This is a genomic window from Glycomyces buryatensis (genome assembly GCF_004912275.1).
Lineage (GTDB): Bacteria > Actinomycetota > Actinomycetes > Mycobacteriales > Micromonosporaceae > Glycomyces > Glycomyces buryatensis.
The window spans coordinates 183401-201887 of sequence record NZ_STGY01000067.1; the positions used below are offsets into that span (position 1 = coordinate 183401).

Annotated in this window: 17 protein-coding genes; 4 read left to right on the top strand and 13 right to left on the bottom strand. The window is 68.1% G+C overall.

The window, feature by feature from the left end; all coding sequences use genetic code 11:
• Nucleotides 1-926 (bottom strand): methylenetetrahydrofolate reductase [NAD(P)H] (metF, locus tag FAB82_RS19125; RefSeq protein WP_136536306.1); only part of this gene is annotated, 926 nt, incomplete at its 3' end.
• Between the two features lie 182 nt (nt 927-1108).
• On the opposite strand from metF, the gene FAB82_RS19130 reads away from it, so the two are divergent.
• Together FAB82_RS19130 and FAB82_RS19135 are read left to right on the top strand one after the other, a co-directional pair.
• Nucleotides 1109-2161 (top strand): polyprenyl synthetase family protein, encoded by a 1053-nt coding sequence (locus FAB82_RS19130; protein WP_211116687.1) that lies wholly within the window; start codon nt 1109-1111, stop codon nt 2159-2161.
• Nucleotides 2162-2336: 175 nt separating this feature from the next.
• Nucleotides 2337-3032, top strand: coding sequence for a hypothetical protein (locus tag FAB82_RS19135; RefSeq protein ID WP_136536139.1), 696 nt, complete (start codon nt 2337-2339; stop codon nt 3030-3032).
• Here FAB82_RS19135 and FAB82_RS19140 read toward each other — a convergent pair.
• From FAB82_RS19140 to FAB82_RS19175, 8 genes are all read right to left on the bottom strand, one after another.
• On the bottom strand, nt 3027-4328 hold the full coding sequence (locus FAB82_RS19140) for a PrsW family intramembrane metalloprotease (RefSeq protein WP_136536140.1): 1302 nt from the start codon (nt 4326-4328) through the stop codon (nt 3027-3029). The genes FAB82_RS19135 and FAB82_RS19140 overlap by 6 nt on opposite strands.
• Nucleotides 4325-4918: a hypothetical protein gene (locus FAB82_RS19145; protein WP_136536141.1), complete on the bottom strand. Its 594-nt coding sequence runs from the start codon at nt 4916-4918 to the stop codon at nt 4325-4327. Before FAB82_RS19145 ends, FAB82_RS19140 begins: the two co-directional genes overlap by 4 nt.
• A 288-nt stretch (nt 4919-5206) precedes the next feature.
• Entirely contained in the window at nt 5207-6304 is a 1098-nt protein-coding gene (locus FAB82_RS19150) for a branched-chain amino acid aminotransferase (RefSeq protein ID WP_136536142.1), read from the bottom strand.
• Nucleotides 6305-6457: 153 nt separating this feature from the next.
• Complete coding sequence (locus FAB82_RS19155) at nt 6458-7495, bottom strand: 3-isopropylmalate dehydrogenase (protein ID WP_136536143.1); 1038 nt, start codon at nt 7493-7495, stop codon at nt 6458-6460.
• A 187-nt stretch (nt 7496-7682) separates the two neighbouring features.
• Nucleotides 7683-9281, bottom strand: a complete 1599-nt coding sequence (serA, locus tag FAB82_RS19160; RefSeq protein ID WP_136536144.1) for a phosphoglycerate dehydrogenase — start codon at nt 9279-9281, stop codon at nt 7683-7685.
• A 159-nt stretch (nt 9282-9440) separates the two neighbouring features.
• The gene (locus FAB82_RS19165) at nt 9441-9977 is read right to left on the bottom strand and encodes a regulatory protein RecX (RefSeq protein ID WP_246039719.1); all 537 of its coding nucleotides are present in this window, start codon (nt 9975-9977) and stop codon (nt 9441-9443) included.
• A complete protein-coding gene (gene recA, locus FAB82_RS19170; RefSeq protein ID WP_136536145.1) occupies nt 9952-11004 on the bottom strand; it encodes a recombinase RecA in 1053 nt (350 codons plus the stop codon). Before recA ends, FAB82_RS19165 begins: the two co-directional genes overlap by 26 nt.
• A 121-nt stretch (nt 11005-11125) precedes the next feature.
• On the bottom strand, nt 11126-11329 hold the full coding sequence (locus FAB82_RS19175) for a DUF3046 domain-containing protein (protein ID WP_136536146.1): 204 nt from the start codon (nt 11327-11329) through the stop codon (nt 11126-11128).
• A 150-nt stretch (nt 11330-11479) separates the two neighbouring features.
• Here FAB82_RS19175 and FAB82_RS19180 point away from each other — a divergent pair, with 150 nt between their 5' ends.
• Both FAB82_RS19180 and FAB82_RS19185 read left to right on the top strand, forming a co-directional pair.
• Nucleotides 11480-12052, top strand: coding sequence for a TetR/AcrR family transcriptional regulator (locus tag FAB82_RS19180; RefSeq protein ID WP_136536147.1), 573 nt, complete (start codon nt 11480-11482; stop codon nt 12050-12052).
• Nucleotides 12053-12234: 182 nt separating this feature from the next.
• Nucleotides 12235-12696: a DoxX family protein gene (locus FAB82_RS19185; protein ID WP_136536148.1), complete on the top strand. Its 462-nt coding sequence runs from the start codon at nt 12235-12237 to the stop codon at nt 12694-12696.
• A 280-nt stretch (nt 12697-12976) separates the two neighbouring features.
• Here FAB82_RS19185 and FAB82_RS19190 read toward each other — a convergent pair whose 3' ends face one another.
• The 4 genes from FAB82_RS19190 to FAB82_RS19205 all read right to left on the bottom strand — a co-directional run bounded on the left by FAB82_RS19190 (nt 12977) and on the right by FAB82_RS19205 (nt 18343).
• Nucleotides 12977-15028 carry a DEAD/DEAH box helicase gene (locus tag FAB82_RS19190; protein WP_211116688.1) on the bottom strand — a complete coding sequence of 684 codons (2052 nt, stop codon included), beginning with the start codon at nt 15026-15028 and terminating at the stop codon, nt 12977-12979.
• A 187-nt stretch (nt 15029-15215) separates the two neighbouring features.
• Nucleotides 15216-16235 carry a GNAT family N-acetyltransferase gene (locus FAB82_RS19195; protein ID WP_168801672.1) on the bottom strand — a complete coding sequence of 340 codons (1020 nt, stop codon included), beginning with the start codon at nt 16233-16235 and terminating at the stop codon, nt 15216-15218.
• Nucleotides 16236-16293: 58 nt separating this feature from the next.
• Nucleotides 16294-17319 (bottom strand): GNAT family N-acetyltransferase, encoded by a 1026-nt coding sequence (locus FAB82_RS19200; RefSeq protein ID WP_136536150.1) that lies wholly within the window; start codon nt 17317-17319, stop codon nt 16294-16296.
• Nucleotide 17320: 1 nt separating this feature from the next.
• A complete protein-coding gene (locus FAB82_RS19205; RefSeq protein ID WP_136536151.1) occupies nt 17321-18343 on the bottom strand; it encodes a GNAT family N-acetyltransferase in 1023 nt (340 codons plus the stop codon).
• Nucleotides 18344-18487 lie beyond the last annotated feature (144 nt).

Consider the following 18487-nt stretch of genomic DNA (forward strand, 5'->3'; position numbering starts at 1 on the left):
GCTAATGCCTTGGGGTTCCCGGCGCCGTTGAGGTTCTGCCAGACGCGGCGGGTGGACCTGGAGTGGTTGAGCGTCGTGAAGTGCAGGCCCGGCGCGCCCTCGGCCAGCAGGCGCCGGCCCATGTCGGTGGCGACTTCGACTCCGATGTCGCGGATCGCGTCGCGGTCGTCCTCGACGGCGCGCAGTCGCTCGGCCAGTTCGGCGGGGAAGTCCATGCCGGTGAGCACGGCGAACCGCTCGATCTGCTTGATGTTGGTGACCGGCATGATGCCCGGGACGATCGGGATGTCGCAGCCGGCGGCGGCGACGGCATCGCGGAACCGCAGGTAGTCCTCGGGGTCGAAGAAGATCTGGGTGATGGCGAAGTCGGCGCCGGCGCGGCACTTCTCCACGAAGTGGCGCACCCCGGCCTCCCAGTCGACGTCCCGGGGGTGGCCTTCGGGGAAGGCCGCGACTCCGACGCTGAAGTCGCCGGAGGACTTGATGAGTTCGACCAGGTCGCGGGCCTGCTTGAGGCCGTCAGGGTGTTCGATCCACTCGGCCCTGGGGTCGCCCGGCGGGTCGCCGCGCAGGGCGAGGATATTGCGGACGCCGACGTTGGCGAAGTGGCCGATGAGATTGCGCAGTTCGGCGACGGAGTGGTCGACGGCGGTGCAGTGCGCCATCGTGAGCAGCGTCGTGTCGGAGATGATCCGGTCGGTGGTCTCGACGGTCTTTCCCCTGGTCCGGCCGCCGGCGCCGTAGGTGACGGACACGTAGTCGGCCCCGAGTCCCTCCAGCGCGCGGACCGTGCGCCACAGCGTCTCCTCACCCTTCTCGGTACGAGGCGGGAACATCTCGAAGGAGAACCTCGGGGTGCCGGAACGAAGCAGGTCGCCGATCTTGGCGGCCTGCGTCGGCATCACTGAGGCGACTCCTAGAGTCATACGCGTTTACTCCTGTTCATGGCGAGCTGTCGGACACGGCGAGTTCTTGGAGTTTCCGAGCGGCGGGGCGCGTAATGAGGCGGGCCGCGCACCAACCGTAACCGCTGGGAAACACGTGTTCTGACCTGCACTCGTGACCACCCAATAGTTGAGACGGACAGTTGTTCGCCTAGGGTCGGGGCGTGGAGCTCAAAGACCGCATTGACGCAGCCCTGACCGACTTTCTGGATCGGCAGGCCGCCGTCATCTGCGGCATCGACGACAATCTCGGCGCGTACGCCGACGCGGTGCGCGACTTCGTGCTCGGCGGCGGCAAGCGCATCCGCCCCACGTTCGCGTACTGGGGCGCGCGCGGCGCCGGCCTGAACGACTCGGACGAGCTCGTCGCCTGCGTCTCCTCACTTGAGCTGCTTCAGGCTTCGGCACTGATGCACGACGACCTGATCGACGGTTCGGACACCCGGCGCGGGGCCCCCTCGATCCACCGGCGCTTCGCGACGCTCCACTCCAGCGAGGGCTGGTCGGGCCGCCCCGACGAGTTCGGGACGGCGGCCGCGATCCTGCTGGGCGACCTGTGCTTGGCGTGGTCGGACGAGCTGCTGTGCTCTGCCGGAATGCCGTTCGCCTCGGTGGCCGCCGCGCGCCGCGACTTCGACCTCATGCGCACCGAGGTGAGCGCCGGGCAGTACCTGGACGTGCTCTCCGAGGTGCGCCGCGACGTCTCCGAGGACACGGCCGCGAAGGTCGCCCGCTACAAGTCGGCGAAGTACACGATCGAGCGCCCGCTGCTGCTCGGCGCCTCACTGGCGGGGGCGGTCGGAGTCGTGCGGGAGCACTATTCGGCGATCGGCCTGCCGCTGGGCGAGGCGTTCCAGCTGCGCGACGACGTCCTCGGCGTCTTCGGCGACCCGGCGCAGACCGGGAAGCCCGCCGGCGACGATCTGCGCGAAGGCAAGCACACGTTCCTCGTGGCGAGGGCCTGGGCCGCCGCCGACGAGGCGCAGCGCGCGGCGCTGGACGCCGGGCTCGGCGATCCGGACCTGGACCGGTCCGGAGTCGAGCGCCTGCGAGCGATCCTCATGGACACCGGCGCGCTGGCCGATACCGAGCAGCGGATCGAAGCCCTTGCCTCCCAAGCGGAGGCCGCCTTGGAGGCCTCGCGGCCCGACGTGGAGCCCGAGGCGCTGCACGTCTTCGCCGATCTGCTGGTCAGCGCCGTCAAGCGCGACTTCTAGGGGTGTTTAAGAACCCTCTAGGACCCGAGCGGGCCTGAGTCGGTGCCGGCCGGACTCTAGGCGTTCGGGCCAGTGCGACTCAGCCGAACGTCCGATTTCCACCCCGCTCGAGTGACACAGCGGTTACCCCCGGTCGATTCGCTCGTTGGTACGAGTGAGAGACACGAATCGAACGGTGGGGTTTATTGCTGTGGGACTCTTCGGCGCCATCGGGCGCGAGACCAGGGGCGCGCTGCGCTCGCTCAGTTACGATTTGCACCAGTCGAAACGGTTCCGCCGGATCGGCGTCATGGCGGTCGCGACCGTCGCCGGCGGCGTTATAGCCACCGGAGCGCTCATGCGTGGACCAGTGCCCGAAATGATGGGCATGGGGAGCGACGAGGACGGCTCCGGCATCACCGATAACTGGTTCGGAGCCGGCTCGGACACCACCGGCCAGGACGCCGAATCCAATTCAGAGTCCGCCGGAGACCAGGCGGCACCGGATGAGCTGGGCCCGAACGACGACCCGGGCGAGTCGTCCGCGAGTCGCAAGGTCGGCTCCCCGCCCAAATCGCCCACGGGCACGCCGGGACTGAATCCGGTCGGCGACCCGACGTCGAGCGCTCCCGGCGAGGAGGAGAGCGACTCGGCCCCGCCCACCTCGCCGGGGCCCGACCCGTCGTCCCCCGGCGAGGACCCGACGACGGACGAGCCGACCAGCGACGAGCCCACGAGCGGGGTGCCTTCGGAGGACCCGACCTCATCAGAGCCGCCGGCCGACCAGCCGACCTCGGAGGGGCCCACGTCGAGCCAGGACCCCACCGACGAGCCGGAGCTGGGCAAGTCGTCCTCGAGGGCCCCCGAACCGCAGAAGGCGCCGGCCTCATAGGCCCTCTGGGGCCAAGCGATTCGCGCGGTCGGGCGGGCCGCCGGTTAGGCGGCGGTTCGGCTGGTTCCTTAAGACGCCGGTGGCGGCCGGTAAGCGCAACTTCGTGGCGCCGACGGAGGACTGCTCGGTCTCGACCTGTGCCAGCTCGGCGCGGATCGCGGCGATATTGCGCTTTACCGCCGCGACGTCGAGGGGGTCCTCGTCGTCATCGTCGCCGCGACGCTGGTCGCGGGCGACGAGCGCCGCGAGCTTCACCAGCTCCCGCTGCAACTGTCCGGTCAGGTGCGCGGCGCGCTTGCCCCACCGACTCGCGGCGGCATTGCGGGCCCGCTTGCGGCTCCGCAGCGTCCGCATCGACGTCAGGTCGTCGGTGGTGATGACCTCCTCGTCCTGGTCGGACATGGTGGTGACGAACCAGTTCCACTCGGCGCGCGCGGCCAGGTGGTAGAGCACGAAGAACAGCGCCAGGATGATCAGGCCCTTGCCGTACATCAGCGGGATCGACACCAGCGGGCTGAGCTCCGGCGGAAAAGGCAGGTTCCACAACGCGTGCATGGCCATCGCCAGCACGAACAGGCCTGCCGCGACGCTGAGCCGGTTCCGCATGGAACGGCGGCTCTGCGTCACCAGGTAGGCGATGCCGAGCCCGGCCGTCCCCGTGTACAGCGGGTGGGACCACGGCCCGGCGACCAGGACGCGGCTGAAGGTCACGCTCAGCGACCCGACCAGGCTGGAGTTCGGATTGAGGACGGCGAAGTTGATCGCGTACGTCAGGTTCTCGACCACCTGGAAGCCGAGGCCCACCAGGGCACCGTAGATGAGGCCGTCGATGGGGCGGTCGAAGTGCTCGCGGACGATGAGCACGAGCAGGACCACCCCGAGGGCCTTGAGCCACTCCTCGTTCAGCGGCCCGGCGATGGCCGGACCCCAGGTGCGGGCCCATTCGGCGTCGTGGAGTTCCGCGAGGACGACCAGCGCCGAGTCGTTGGCGGTCATCGCGAACGCGACGGCTGCCAGTCCGCCCCAGCACATGGCGGCGGCGCGGACAGTGACCGGTTCGCGCTCGAACAGGTCGAGGCGGGCGAGGATGGTCAGGAAGATGATGGCGAGGATGCCATTGATGGCGACCGAGGCCCACAGGGCGCTGGCGATATCGGCGTAGTCGGGGGACAGCACGCGGCCGAGTCCGATGAGTCCGTAGACGAGGCAGGCGCAGTAGAGCCAGTAGGCGGGTCGCCTGACGCGGATGAAGGCGCCCTGGCTCTCGACCACGAGTCGTTCGGTTGGGACGCTCACTCGCCCTCCAACTTGAAACTCGCGACGAAGTCGTCGGCGCCCGCCGTGGCGGCCTTCAACTTGTCGGACGGGGCCAGCACGATCAGGCTCGCGGCGGCCCCCTTGCCGTTGCCGACCACCACTATCGAACCGGCGCTGTCGCGCCCGTACAGGTCGGCCCGGTAGCCCTCGAGGCCGGACTCCTCGTTCTCGTATTCGCGGACGTTCGTGGCGGCGAGCCCGACCTGGCTCGAGGTGAGGCGGTCGGAGCGCCGGTCGAGCAGCGTCCGCAGGCTGTCGACATTCGCGTCGACTTCGACGGTGGCGCTGGTGCGACCGTTCGAGAGGGCGCGCTGCTGCGCGGAGAGCCCGACCCCGGTGGTCCAGCCTTCGCCGGGAACGTGGAACTCGAGGCTGGCGCTGTCCACCGGGAACGACTGGAGCGAGATCGCCTCATCGGGATCGAGCGCCTGGGTGGTGGAGCCGATGAGTCGTTCGGTTCCGGCCCAGATCGCCATGGGCAGCAGGATCGCGACGGCGGCGAGAACTGCCTGCCACATGCGGCCCTGTTCCAGTCCCGAGCGATTGAGCCGTATGGTGACCTCGCCCAAGTCCCCTCCCCGAGCCTCGACGCGCGAGACGCGGAACCAGTTGCGGCCCCGCGCTTGTGTCCCAAGGTTACGGGGAGAAATCCAACCTGCGAGGCGGCTTTACCCGATCTCCCCGGCAGCCGCGGCTCGGCACCTCCGGGAACCGGAGCAATGCGGCATTGGCGGAAACCGGAACCAGGGACTTTGACGGGCACCGGAACGGGGCGGCGCCCCGACGTTGCGGGTGCCGCCCCGTTTCCGGTCGCGTGCCTGGCTAGGGGTTCTTAATCACCCCCTAGGGCCTGGACGCTAGGCGATTCGCATCGTCCAGTTGTGGGTGTCCTCGGCCCTGCCGTGCTGGATGTCGAGGATGGTCTGGCGCAGCTGCATCGTGAACTTGCCGGCCTCGCCGCCGTTGACCTGGAACTCGCCCGAGCGGCCCTTGACGGTGCCGACCGGAGTGATGACCGCGGCGGTGCCGCAGGCGAACGCCTCCGTCAACGCGCCCGACTCGGCGTCCTCGCGCCAGCGGGTCATCGAGTAGTCGGTCTCGCGGACCTCCCAGCCGGCCTCGGTCGCGAGCGTGAAGATCGCGTCGCGGGTGATGCCGGGAAGGATGGTGCCGAGCTTCGGCGTGTACAGGACCTGGTCGTTCTCGTAGGCGAAGAACAGGTTCATGCCGCCGAGCTCGTCGACGTACTCGTAGTTGACCGCGTCCAGGAACACCACCTGGTCGCAGCCGTTCTCCATCGCCTCGGACTGGGGCAGCAGGCTGGCGGCGTAGTTGCCTCCGCACTTGGCCGCGCCAGTCCCGCCCGGTCCGGCCCGGTTGTACTCATCGGAGACCCACAGCGTCAACGGCTTGGGGCCGTGCTTGAAGTAGGCCCCGGCGGGCGAGGCGATGACCAGGTACCGGTATTCCTTGGCCGGCCGCACTCCGAGGAACTGCTCGGAGGCGAACATGAACGGCCGCAGGTACAGACTGGTCTCGTCCTCGCCGGGCACCCAGCCGCCGTCGACGGCCAGGAGTTCGCGGATGGACTCGATGAACCAGGGTTCGGGAAGCTTCGGCATCGCCATGCGCTCGGCCGACAGGTTCAACCGGCGCGCGTTGGCCTCGGGCCGGAACAAGCCGATGCCGCCGTCCGGGTAGCGGTAGGCCTTGAGCCCCTCGAAGATCTCCTGCGCGTAGTGCAGCACCGCCGCGGCCGGGGACATCGTGATCGGGCCGTAGGGCTGGATGCTGGCGTCGTGCCAGCCCTGGCCCTCGGTGTAGGACATCGTGAACATGTGGTCGGTGAACAGGGTCCCGAAGCTGGGTGCGGCGACGAGGCGCTCGCGCTCAGCGGTCGGAGTCGGATTCGGGTGCGGTTCGCGCCGCAGATCGGGAAGACCTTCGCTGGTCATGGAAAATTCCTTCGGTCAATGCCTTCGATAATGGTTCTTTTGCCTAACTTACCGCTCGTTCAGGTAGTCGGGCAGGTCGTGCTCGGGTCACGGACGACACGACAAAGCCCGGCAAGGGGGTTCCCTCGCCGGGCTGAGAAGCTGTGCTTGGTTCTAGCTGAGCTGTCCGGCGACGTCGGCGGCTACTCGGTCGCCTACCTCGGACGTGCGAATCGACGCTCCGGCCTCGCGCGAGCCGAGCTCACGCTCGACCGCGGCGTTCACGGCGGCGGCCGCGTCGGCGCGGCCCAGGTGGTCGAGCAGCAGCGCGGTCGAGGAGATCGCGGCGACCGGGTCGGCGATGCCCTGACCTGCGATGTCGGGGGCCGAGCCGTGGACCGGCTCGAACGTCGACGGGTGCTGGTGGTCGGGGTTGATCGAACCGGTCGCGGCCAGGCCGATCCCGCCGGTGACGGCGGCGGCGATGTCGGTGAGGATGTCGCCGAACAGGTTGTCGGTGACGATCACGTCGAAGGTGTGCGGCCGGTTCACCAGGAACATCGCGGCGGCGTCGACGTGCTGGTACTCGGTGGTCACGTCCGGGTATTCGGCGGCGACGTCATCGAAGGTGCGCTTCCACAGGCCGCCGGCGTGGATCAGGACGTTGGTCTTGTGGACCAGCGTCAGGTGGCCGCGGCGGCGACGGGCGCGCTCGAAGGCGTCGCGGATGACCCGCTCGGTGCCGTACCGGGTGTTCAGGCTCTCCTCGGTGGCGACCTCGGCGGCCGAGTTCACGTGGAGGTTGCCGCCGGCGCCGGTGTACAGGCCCTCGGTGCCCTCTCGGACGACGACGAAGTCGATGTCGCCGGGCTTGACGTCGGCCAGCGGGGTGGCCGCGCCCGGGTAGAGGCGGCTCGGGCGCAGGTTCACGTACTGGTCGAGCTCGAAGCGGAGCTTGAGCAGCAGACCGCGCTCCAGCACGCCCGGCGGGACGGTCGGGTCGCCGATGGCGCCCAGCAGGATCGCGTCGTGTTCGTCCAGTTCTGACAGCACGCTGTCGGGGAGGATCTCCCCGTTGCGGTTGTAGCGGCGCGCGCCAAGGTCGTATTCGGTGGCCTCGTAGCCGGGAAGTGCCAGCGCCAGCACCTTCTGGGCTTCGGCGATGACCTCTTGCCCGATCCCGTCGCCGGGAATGACCGCGATCTTAGTCATGCTGCCTCTCTGATTTCGATCCTCAGTCGCGAGAGCGAACTGGTGCGCCGCATCCGTTCAGACATTCGCAGTCGAAAACGCGGAATGCGGGCGGGTGCGTTCACTTTAACGCACCCGTCCCGCATTCCGACAAACGACTCTCAGCAAGTGGAACCTGGAAGCAGATCTCCAGGCCGCGGAGGGACTGCTAGTCCTCCAGCGTTACCGCTTTGGCTCCGGTCGCGCCGACCGAGTCCTTGATCCGGCCGAGCACCTCGGACGGCACCGGCGCGTCGAGGGCCATGGCCATGACCGCTTCGCCGCCGGCCGCCTTGCGGGCCACCTGCATCGCGGCGATGTTGATGTTCAGATCGCCCAAGGTGCCGCCGATGAGGCCGACGACGCCGGGACGGTCGGTGTAGCGCAGGAACAGCAGCGAGCCGTCCAGCTCGATGTCGAGCTCGAAGCCGTCGATCTCGGTCAGCCGCAGCTCGTGGTGCGGAGTCGGGCTGATCGTGCCGGACACGGTCAGGCTCTTGCCATTGACCAGCGCGCCCCGCAGCGTCACGAGGGTCTGGAACTCCGGCGACTCGGCCGAGGTGTACAGGCCCACTTCGACGCCGCGCTGCTCGGCGACCAGCGGCGCGTTGACGTAGGTGACCGAGTCGGCCACGTCCGCGAACAGGCCCTTGGACGCGGCCAGCTGGAGCACCGAGACGTCGTGGTTGACGACCTCGCCGCGGACCTCGACGGTCACCGACTGGACGGCGCTGTTGGCCAGCGCGGTGAAGGTCTTGCCCAGTCGCTCGGACAGGGCCAGGAGCGGACGGACTTCCTCGTTGACGACCCCGCCGGCCTGGACGTTGGCGGCGTCGGGCACGAACTCGCCCGACAGGGCCAGCTTGACGCTCTTGGCGACCGCGAGTCCCGCGTTGTCCTGGGCCTCGCGGGTGGAGGCGCCGAGGTGCGGGGTGGCGACGACCTGGTCGAGCTCGAACAGCGGCGAGTCGGTGCACGGCTCGGAGTCGAAGACGTCGACGCCGGCGCCGGCGACGCGGCCCTCCTTGATGGCCTTGGCGAGCGCGGCCTCATCGATCAGTCCGCCGCGGGCGGCGTTGATGATGCGCACGTTCGGCTTGACCTTCTTCAGGTTCTCCTCGCCGATGAGGCCCACGGTCTCGGGGGTCTTCGGCAGGTGGATCGTGATGAAGTCGGCGGCCGCCAGGACCTCGTCGAGGCTGACGAGTTTGACCCCGAGCTTCGCGGCCAGTGCGGGCTGCGCGTAGGGGTCGTAGGCGACGACGTTCATGTCGAAGGCCTGCATGCGGGTGGTGACCAGTTGGCCGATCTTGCCGAAGCCGATGACGCCGAGGGTCTTGCCCTGGATCTCCACGCCGGTGAACTTCTTGCGGTCCCAACGGCCTTCGCGGAGCGAGGCGTCGGCGCGGGCGGTGTGTCGGGCGCTGGCGAGCAGCAGCACGATGGCCTGCTCGGCGGCGGAGACGATGTTGGAGGTCGGCGCGTTGACGACCATGACGCCGCGTTCGGTGGCGGCGGGCAGGTCGACATTGTCGAGGCCGACGCCCGCACGGGCGATGACCTTGAGCTTCGGCGCGAATTCCAGCGCGGCGGCGTTGATGGTGGTGGCGGAGCGGACGATCACGGCATCGGCCTCGACCAGCGCGGCGTGGAGGGACTCCACGTTCGTACCGTCGATCTCCCGGACGTCGAAGTCTCCGGAGAGAACCTCGATCGCAGCGGGCGCGAGTGGGTCGGCAATGACCACGACGGGTTTCGGTTCGGTCATGGGATACCTCGCAAAGGTAAGGAAAGACGGAGGACCGGGCGCGGCGCTGCGTCGTCGCGGCCAATGGTATGTCGAACGCGTTAACAGCGACTTACCGACCTGGGGTATTCCGAATCCTGGAACCCAGATCACACCCCAGCCCCATCCGCCACGCCTGACTCAGTCGAAGTTCGCCTGCTCGTCGAGGAGCTCGGCCGCTTCGTCCTCCGCCTCCGCGAGGACCTGCTTGACCACCGGGATCGCCACCCCTGACCCGTAGCCCTTTCTGGCCAGCATGCCGACCAGTTTGCGCAGGATCGCGTCCGCCGGCTGTCCGGCCATGCTGCGGTAGCGGCGGCGGGCCAGTTCCAGGGCGGCCGCTCGCTCGTCCTCGTCGCTGACCGCCTCGACGGCGGCCTCGACGTAGTCCGGGTCGACGCCCTTGCGGCGCAGCTCCCCCGCCAGGGCCCGTTTTGACAGGCCCCGGCTGCGGTGGCGCGAGTCGACCCAGGCCCGGGCGAAGACCTCGTCGTCGATCATCCCGACCTCGGCGTACCGGTCCAGGATGTCGACGACGATCTCCTCTTCGAAGCCCTTGCGGCGCATTGCGTCGCCGAGCTCCGAGCTGGTGCAGGGCCGGCCCGACAGCAGCTTCAGGCAGTACTGTCGGGCGGCCTCTGGGTCGTCTGGCTTAGAAGTCGACCGGGGCTTCTTCAATCTCGTCCTTCGCAGGTGCCTCGGCGGCGGCTTCGTCCACGCCGAGCTTCTCCTTGATCTTCTTCTCGATCTCGAGCGTCAGATCCGGGTTCTCCTTGAGGTTGGTGCGGACCTTCTCCTTGCCCTGCCCGAGCTGGTCGCCCTCGTAGGTGTACCAGGCACCGGACTTCTTGACGATCCCGTGCTCGACACCCATGTCGATGATCGAGCCCTCCTTGGAGATGCCGTGCCCGTAGAGGATGTCGAACTCGGCCTGCCGGAACGGCGAACCGACCTTGTTCTTCACGACCTTGACGCGGGTCCGGTTGCCGACGGCCTCGCCGCCGTCCTTCAACGTCTCGATCCGACGGATGTCCAGGCGCACCGAGGCGTAGAACTTCAACGCCTTGCCACCGGCGGTGGTCTCGGGCGAGCCGAACATGACGCCGATCTTCTCGCGCAGCTGGTTGATGAAGATCATCGTGGTGCCGGTGTTGTTCAGTCCACCGGTGATCTTGCGCAGCGCCTGGCTCATGAGCCGGGCCTGCAGACCCACGTGCGAGTCGCCCATCTCGCCCTCGATCTCGGCGCGCGGCACGAGTGCGGCCACCGAGTCGATGACGATGAGGTCGACCGCGCCGGAGCGAACCAGCATGTCGGCGATCTCCAGGGCCTGCTCGCCGGTGTCCGGCTGGCTGACCAGGAGGTCGTCAACATTGACGCCGAGCTTCTCGGCGTAGATCGGGTCGAGCGCGTGCTCAGCGTCGATCATCGCCGCCACACCACCCTCGGCCTGCACATTCGCCATGGCGTGCAGGGCAATGGTGGTCTTACCGCTGGACTCGGGTCCGTAGACCTCGATGATCCGGCCCTGCGGCAGCCCACCGACTCCGAGCGCCACGTCGAGCGCGATGGAGCCCGTCGGGATGGTCCTGACGTTCTGCTTCGGCTTCTCCCCCAGCCGCATGACCGAGCCCTTGCCGAATTGTTTGTCGATTTGAGCCAGCGCGAGGTCCAGCGCCTTCGACTTGTCCTGCGCGGAGTTCATCCCGCCTCCCCTGGAATTCGTTTGTTTCGCCATGTCCAATACGGTAGACGCCACCACCGACAACCTAGACCAGCGGCATGTTCGAACAGGGTCCATCTCGCAGAGACGAGGAGGGCGCGCGTCAGCGGACGAGGCGCTGCGGGACCCGCTCGGGCCAGGTCCGGCAGACCGCCATCCAGACGGTTTTCGCGTTCTCCCCGTCGGAGAGCGCCTGATCGATCGTGCGACCTTCCAGCATCGAGATGGAATGGTCGGAGGCGACACTGCGGGCGTAGCCGGCACCGAAGGTCTCGGTCATGCGGTCCCAGAAATCACTGTGTTTCACCCGCCCGTCACCCGCCACCGCCCGAACCGGAATGAATGCTGGTTCATCGGGCCACCCGCCGCGTCCCGAACTTGAATGAATGCAATCTCATTGGAGTAACGGTAGGCGACTAGTTGGCCCGGTACCAAGTCCGGATGGCAAGATTGCCGCGTGCCTCGTGTCAGCCAAGAACACCTCGACTCCCGCCGTCAGCAGATCCTCGACGGGGCGCGTTCCTGCTTCGCCAAGTACGGGTACGAGGGCGCGACGGTGCGGCGGCTCGAGGAGGCGACCGGGCTGTCGCGCGGGGCGATCTTCCATCACTTCCGGGACAAGGACGCCCTGTTCCTGGCGGTGGCCTCGGTCGATGCGGCCGAGATGGCCGCGACGGTGGCCGAGCGCGGCCTGGTCGGCGTCATGCAGGACCTGACGGCTGGGGCCGACAAACCCGAGATCTCCGGCTGGCTGGGTACCCAGCTGGAGGTGGCGCGGCGCCTGCGCACGGACCCCGAGTTCGCCGAGGCGTGGGGACGGCGGCGCGAGGCGATCTCCGAGGCCAGCCGCGAGCGGCTGGAGCACCAGCGCGAGATCGGGGTGCTCCGCACCGACGTCGACATCGAGGTGCTCGGCGGCTTCCTCCAGCTGATGTACGACGGCCTGGTGCGCTACCTGGCGACGGGCCGCGATGACCTGGACATCACGAGCATTCTGCGACTGATCGAGGACGCCGTCCGCCGCCACTAGCCGGCCGAGTCGTTCAGAATCCGCAGACAGATCATATTTATATATTTACATATACTAGCGACATTGATATGCTCCAGGGTTAGTTGAATTGTCAACTGACCCCGGTCCCCGAGTCGCGCTTGTCAATGACGACGGCGCGAGTCCGCTCCCCAGAACAACCCACTGATTCAAGGAGCACCTCAATGATCGACAAACTACAACCGTACGGCCTGCTCATAGGCCGTGTCGTCATCGGTGTCGTCTTCATCGCCCACGGCTATCAGAAATGGTTCGTCAAGGGCATGGACGCCACCACCCAGGGTTTTGAAGGCCTGGGAATCCCGGCACCCCAGTTGGCGGCGTACTTCACCGCCACCGTCGAACTCGTCGGCGGCGTTTTGTTCATCCTCGGTGCGCTGATGCCGATCGTCGGCTTCCTCTTCGCCTTCACCATGGCCGGCGCGTACTACTACGTTCACAGCGCCACGTTCTTCAACCAGGAGGGTGGGTACGAGTACGTCCTCGTCCTCGCCGCCGCCTCCATCGCCCTCGGCTTCTCCGGCGGCGGCGCGTTCGCGGTGGACAAGCTGTTCACCAGGAAGAAGAACCAGGATGAGGACCAGGCCGCCGCGGACGCCACCACGGCGATCCGCACTGCGGTCTGACCCACCCGGCATCCGCTGAAGGCCAGTTGGGAGGTCTTCAGCTGCGACCCTGTTAAAAAGGCCCCGAGGAGCAGTGCTCCTCGGGGCCTTTCATGCCTATGCGTTACCAGTTACGACGGGGACGGTCGCTGCCCTCGCGGTTGCCGCGGTAGCCGCCCTCGCGGTCGCCGCCACGGTAGCCGCCACCGCCGCTGCCGCTGCCTTCGCGGTTGCCACGGTAACCGCCACGGTCACCGCCGCCTTCACGGTTGCCGCGGTAGCCACCCTGGTCGCCGCCGCGTTAGCCACCGCCGCTGCCACCTTCGCGGCTGCCACGGTAACCGCCACGGTCACCGCCGCCTTCACGGTTGCCGCGGTAGCCGCCGCTGGCGCCGCCGCCCTCGCGGTTGCCGCGGTAGCCGCCACCAGCGCTGCCGCCCTCGCGGTTGCCGCGGTAACCACCGCTGCTGCCGCCGCCTTCACGGTTGCCACGGTAGCCACCCTGGTCGCCGCCGCGGTAGCCACCGCCGCTGCCACCTTCGCGGTTGCCACGGTAACCGCCACGGTCACCGCCGCCCTCGCGGTTCCCGCGGTATCCACCGCGGTCGCCGCCCTCGCGGTTGCCACGGTAACCGCCACGGTCACCGCCGCCTTCACGGTTCCCGCGGTAGCCGCCGCTGCGTCCGCCGCCGTTGCCGCCGCGGTAGCCACCGCCGCCATTGCGGTCGTCACGGTCGCGGCGCGGGCCGCGGTCCTGACGCTTGGGCGGGTTGACGAGTTCGTCCTCGGCCTGGGCGCGCAGGCGCACGGCCTCGGCCTTCAGTCCCTCGACGTCCTCGCGCATGCGCTCGATCTGGCGCTCCATGCGCACGATCTCTTCCTCATTGCGAAGCGCCTGGTGGTCGGCCCGGGCGGCGCGCATGTCGGTGAAGTTGCGCGCGCCGAGCAGTACGGCCAGCTCGGGGTCGAAGTTGTCGTTCACGAAGTGGCGGTTGGCCTCGACGCCGGCCCGCTCGATCAGGCTGAACATGGAGCGGTTCTGGTGCGGCAGCACCAGGGTCGCCACGTGACCGGACTCGCCGGCGCGGGCGGTGCGCCCGGCGCGGTGCAGGTAGTCCTTGTGGGTCTTGGGCGGGTCGACGTGGAGGACCATGTCGACGCCGTCGACGTGAATGCCTCGGGCGGCCACGTCGGTGCAGACGAGCGCGTCGAGGCGACCGTTCTTGAACCGGTCGAGCACCTTGGAGCGGTCGACCTGCGACATGCCTCCGTGGAGGCCCTCGGCGTTGACGCCTTCCTCGCGCAGTTCATCCGCGATGCGGTCCACGGCGAGCTGGGTCCGCACGAACACCATCGTCAGACCGGGACGTCCGGCGACTGCGGCCGTCATGGTGGCCTTGTCGCGCGGCCCGATGAGCAGCAGGTGGTGGGTCATGGTGGTGACCGAACCGGCCGACGGGTCGACCGAGTGCGTAACGGGGTCGATCAGGTACTTCTTGACGAGGACGTCGATCTCGCGCTCCAGCGTGGCCGAGAACAGCATCCGCTGTCCGCCGGCGGGGAGCATGTCGAACAGCTCCTGGACCTCGGGCAGGAAGCCCATGTCGGCCATCTGGTCGGCCTCGTCGAGGACGGCGAGCTCGACCGAGTCCAGCGAGCACTCGCCGCGCCGGATCAGGTCGCGCAGGCGGCCGGGGGTGGCGACGAGCATGTCGACCCCGCCGCGCAGCGCGTCGATCTGACGGGAGAACGCGGTCCCGCCGCAGACGACCTTCATGTCGATGCCGACGGCGTCGCCGTAGGTCTGGAGCGAATCGGCGACCTGGATCGCCAGCTCACGGGTCGGAGTCAGGATGATCGCGCGAGGGTGTTTGGGCCTGGTGCGTCCGCTCGCGGCGAGGCGAGCCAGGGTCGGCAGACCGAAAGCGAGCGTCTTGCCCGAGCCGGTCTGGCCGCGGCCGAGGATGTCGCGCCCGGCGAGGGCGTCGGGGATCGTGGCCGCCTGGATCGGGAAGGGCGTGATGATGCCCTGCTCGGCCAGCGCGGCGGTGATCTTCTCGGGAAGCCCGAGTTCTTCGAATCGGGGGCCTTCGGCTTCGGGGTTCACTTCGTCGGTCTCGACGGTGAACGGCGCTGCCTCCGCCTCCGGAGTCGCAACCGGAGCAGCGGCTTCGGCCGGGGCCGCAGCTGCGGTCTCGGTGGCCGGAGCGGCTTCGGTGGTCACGGTTTCGACAACCTCGACGGCCTCAGTCTGAGTGGCTTCCGCCACTGCGATTTCGGGGGCTTCGGGGGTTTCGGTCGAGTTGTCAGGGGTGCTGATGGCAGCATCCGACACAGTCGGGTCAAGAGTCATGGTTCGCCTTCCGCGAGAACATGTGTGATGCACGTTCCGCGGATACTCTGATTCACCATAAACCGACGGTGATGGGGGCGGGACGCGCCTGATCGGGCCACAAAGCGGGCCAGCTATGAACAATAGCCGACCATGAAGTGGTCACGCCACATTCATGGCCGGCTTGTGCCCGGAGACACTGTCAGCGTTAGATTTTGCGCTGCATTTCGGCGAGGGCATCGACGGATTCGAAGCCCATCTTGACGTTGATGTCGATCATGTGGGCGTTGACATCGGCGTTGTCGGTCCAGATGCGTCGCACGTGCGGGTGCTGTTCGCGCAGCAGTCGCAGGTTGACGAGCTTGATCAGGGTGCCGAGCCGGTGGCCGCGGTGGGCCGGGTCCACGATGGTGATCCACTGGAAGCCGTCGGTGTACTCGGTGTCGTCGAATACGCCGAGGATGGTGTTGGCGACGACCTCGCCGCTCGCGCGGTGACGGGCGACGGTCTGGAGCGGTAGGACGCCGAGGGCCTCATTGCGGACCGCCTTGGCCTCCTTGAGTTCCGGATCGACGACCTCAGGTTCGAGGTTGAGCTCGCCGAGCGGCACCTCCGAGAGGATCATGGAGTCGATGCGGCACATGGTGTCCACGAGTTCGGGCGGGGTGCGCCCGGTCCAGGAGATGATCTCGTACTCGTCGCCCGCGGCGGCGACCGACTTGTCCATGAGGGTCTGCTCGTCCTCGGGGGCCATGGCGTCGGTGAGGCAGCGTCGGTTGACGCTGGTGAGCGCCAAGGTGAAACCGTGCTTCTTCAGGAACTCGGCGCCGGCCTCGCTGCGAGCGGGGCCGTCCTCCCACGTGACATGGGTGTCGAGCGAGACCTCGGTGCGGGACTCGGCGCGGGCCAGTTGGAGGAAGCGCTCCAGCATGGACGTGCCGATGCCCTGGCGGCGGTGTTCGGGGTGGACGGTCAGCGATGCCATGCCGAAGTGCTTGTTCTCCCGGTTGGGGAACATGGTCCGGAAGGTGCCGACGACCTTTCCATCGCGCAGGGCGACGTAGCTGGTGCTGTCCTCGTCGGGCATGGGGTGAGCGAGAGATTTCTCGAACACACCCCAATGCGGTGGCGGGCCCTCGGGAATATCGAACTCGTGGGCGGCGCGCAATACCTCGAAGGCGCCTGAGACGAGTTCGCCGTCCTCAGGGCCGAATTCAACGATATCCATGCGCTCAGTCTGGCCGATGCCTGTGACACCGACAATCGATTTTCGCGCGCCGCCCCACTCAGGCTTCCTGCTTCCGCTTGTAGCAGATGAGCGCGTCGACCACCTGGTAGCCGAGCCGGTCGTTGATGGAGACCATCTGTGCATTGCTGTCGGCATTGCCGGCCCAGACGAGTTCGACGTGCGGGAGAGCTTGGCGCAGCAGCCGCAGGTTCGCGAGCTTGGCGCCCAGTCCGAGGCGCCGGCCCCGGTGGTCGGGATCCACAATGGTGATCGCCTGGTCCGCATCGGTCTCGCCGGCGAACGTGTAGATGGCGGTGTGCGCGGCGATGTGGCCCGTCTCCCGGTGGACCGCGATGGTGCGGACCGGTGTGGCGCGGATCAATTCGCTGCGGTCGTCGCGGGCGCGGATCCGCTCGACGTCGAGCGTGCGCGGTTGCAGGACGACATCGCCGAGCGGGATCTCCTCGAAGATCCTGGAATCGATGCGGGCCAGTCCCTCCAAGTACTCCTCGGGGGCGCGACCGGTCCAGGAGACGAGGTCGTAGTCGCCGCTCGCCGCGGCCGCTTCGTCCCAAAGCCGCTGCTCGGTCTCGGCGTCGAGGTCGGCGACGGTGAGGCGCCGGTCCACTTCGGTCAGTGCGGCGGCGAGGCCGCGCCGCTCCAGGAACCTCGCCCCGGTTCCGGAGCGCTCCGCCCCGCCTTCCCAGGCGATGCGGGCGGTCACGATCAGTTCGGTGCGTTCCTCGGCGTTCGCGAACGCCAGCAGGTAGTCGAGCAGGGCGGAACCGATGCCCCGCTCGCGGCGGTCGGGGTGGACCGCCAGTTCGGCTTCGAGGTACTGCCGATTGTCGGCCGTCGGCATGTAGGCCGAGATGTAGCCGACGACTTCGCCGCCGGCCTCGGCGTAGTAGAAGCGGGATTCGGAGCCGGGGGGCGGATGTTCGAGTCCGCGGGCGAACCGCTGCTCTGACACCGAGGCGTTTTCGGGGGTGTCGTGGCGGTCGACGAGGTCCATCACGGCGTGGACCCGCTTGACGGCGGCCTCGTCCCGGGGATCGAGGCGGCGAATGTCGAGGTCGGTCACGTCAGCTCTCCAGTTTGCGTTGGTATTCGCCGTAGGCGTCGACGGTCTCGTATCCGAGCGTGGCGTTGATGGCGATCATGTGCTCGTTGACGTCGGCATTGTCCGTCCAGATCTCTTCGACGTGGGGGGAGTGCTCGCGCAGCAGTCGGAGGTTGGCGAGCTTGGTGAGCAGTCCGAGCCGGTGGCCCCGGTGGCCGGGGGCGACGATCGTGATGCCCTGGTGTCCGGCGATGTAGGGGCCGTCGTCCAGGCCGATCTCGCTCCACGCGACGACCTCGCCGGTGGCGCCCGCGACCGCGACGCTGTGCAGATTGATCCGGCCCTCGGCCAGGTAGACGACCTCCTTGGCGCGGATCTTCTCGGTGTCGACGTCCTCGGGTTCGATCTCGAGGTCGCCGAGCGGAATCTCACTGATGATCGTGGATTCCATGCGGGCCATGGTCGCGAGGAGGTCCTCGGGGACCGGGCCGACCCACTGGCGCAAGGTGTAGGTGTCACCGGCGGCGGCCAGCGCGCCGGCGTAGAGCCGCTCCTCCTCGGCCGGGTCGATCGAGGCGACCTTGCTGCGGCGGTTGACGCAGGTGAGGGCGCGCGAGAAGCCGTGCTTTTCGAGGAGCCTGGCGCCGGCCTCGGTCCGTTTCGGGCCGCCCTCCCAGTACAGCGGTGCCTCGGTGGTCAGGATGCTGCGGCCCTTTTCGCGGGCGGTGGTTTCGACCTGGGCGAGCAGCGCCGTGCCGATGCCTTTGCCGCGATGTTCGGGATGGACGGCGGCGTCGAATATGGCGAGTTGCGGGTTGGAGTCGGTCCAGAGGTAGACCACGAGGTAGCCGACGACCTTGCCGTTCTCGACCGCGGCGAACCAGTGTTTGACGCGGCCGGGGAAGAGGTGGGTGTAGGTGGTCTCGTAGTAGCGCCGTACGGGCACCGGGTTCTCGGGGGTGTCCGCCTTGTGGGCGGCGGTGAGGAGTTCGAACGCGCCGGCGATGAGCTCCGGGTCGTCCGCGTTGAATTCGATGATCCGCATGGCGGCAAGTATCGCGGCTGCGGCCGATTGCGCTCAAGGGAATTTCCGCACTGGACACTCGGCCTGAATGAGTCGTCCGTTCGGTGGAGGCGCGGCGGCGCCGAATCAGCCGTCTGAGTAAATGAACCATCACCCTTCGAGTGA

Excerpts from the sequence above, each read along its gene's own strand:
- FAB82_RS19205 (WP_136536151.1), bottom strand. The coding sequence starts at position 18,343 with ATGCGGATCATCGAATTCAACGCGGACGACCCGGAGCTCATCGCCGGC.
- serA (WP_136536144.1), bottom strand. The coding sequence starts at position 9,281 with ATGACCGAACCGAAACCCGTCGTGGTCATTGCCGACCCACTCGCGCCC.
- FAB82_RS19185 (WP_136536148.1), top strand. The coding sequence starts at position 12,235 with ATGATCGACAAACTACAACCGTACGGCCTGCTCATAGGCCGTGTCGTC.
- FAB82_RS19150 (WP_136536142.1), bottom strand. The coding sequence starts at position 6,304 with ATGACCAGCGAAGGTCTTCCCGATCTGCGGCGCGAACCGCACCCGAAT.
- FAB82_RS19195 (WP_168801672.1), bottom strand. The coding sequence starts at position 16,235 with ATGGATATCGTTGAATTCGGCCCTGAGGACGGCGAACTCGTCTCAGGC.
- FAB82_RS19190 (WP_211116688.1), bottom strand. The coding sequence starts at position 15,028 with ATGACTCTTGACCCGACTGTGTCGGATGCTGCCATCAGCACCCCTGAC.
- recA (WP_136536145.1), bottom strand. The coding sequence starts at position 11,004 with ATGAACTCCGCGCAGGACAAGTCGAAGGCGCTGGACCTCGCGCTGGCT.
- FAB82_RS19155 (WP_136536143.1), bottom strand. The coding sequence starts at position 7,495 with ATGACTAAGATCGCGGTCATTCCCGGCGACGGGATCGGGCAAGAGGTC.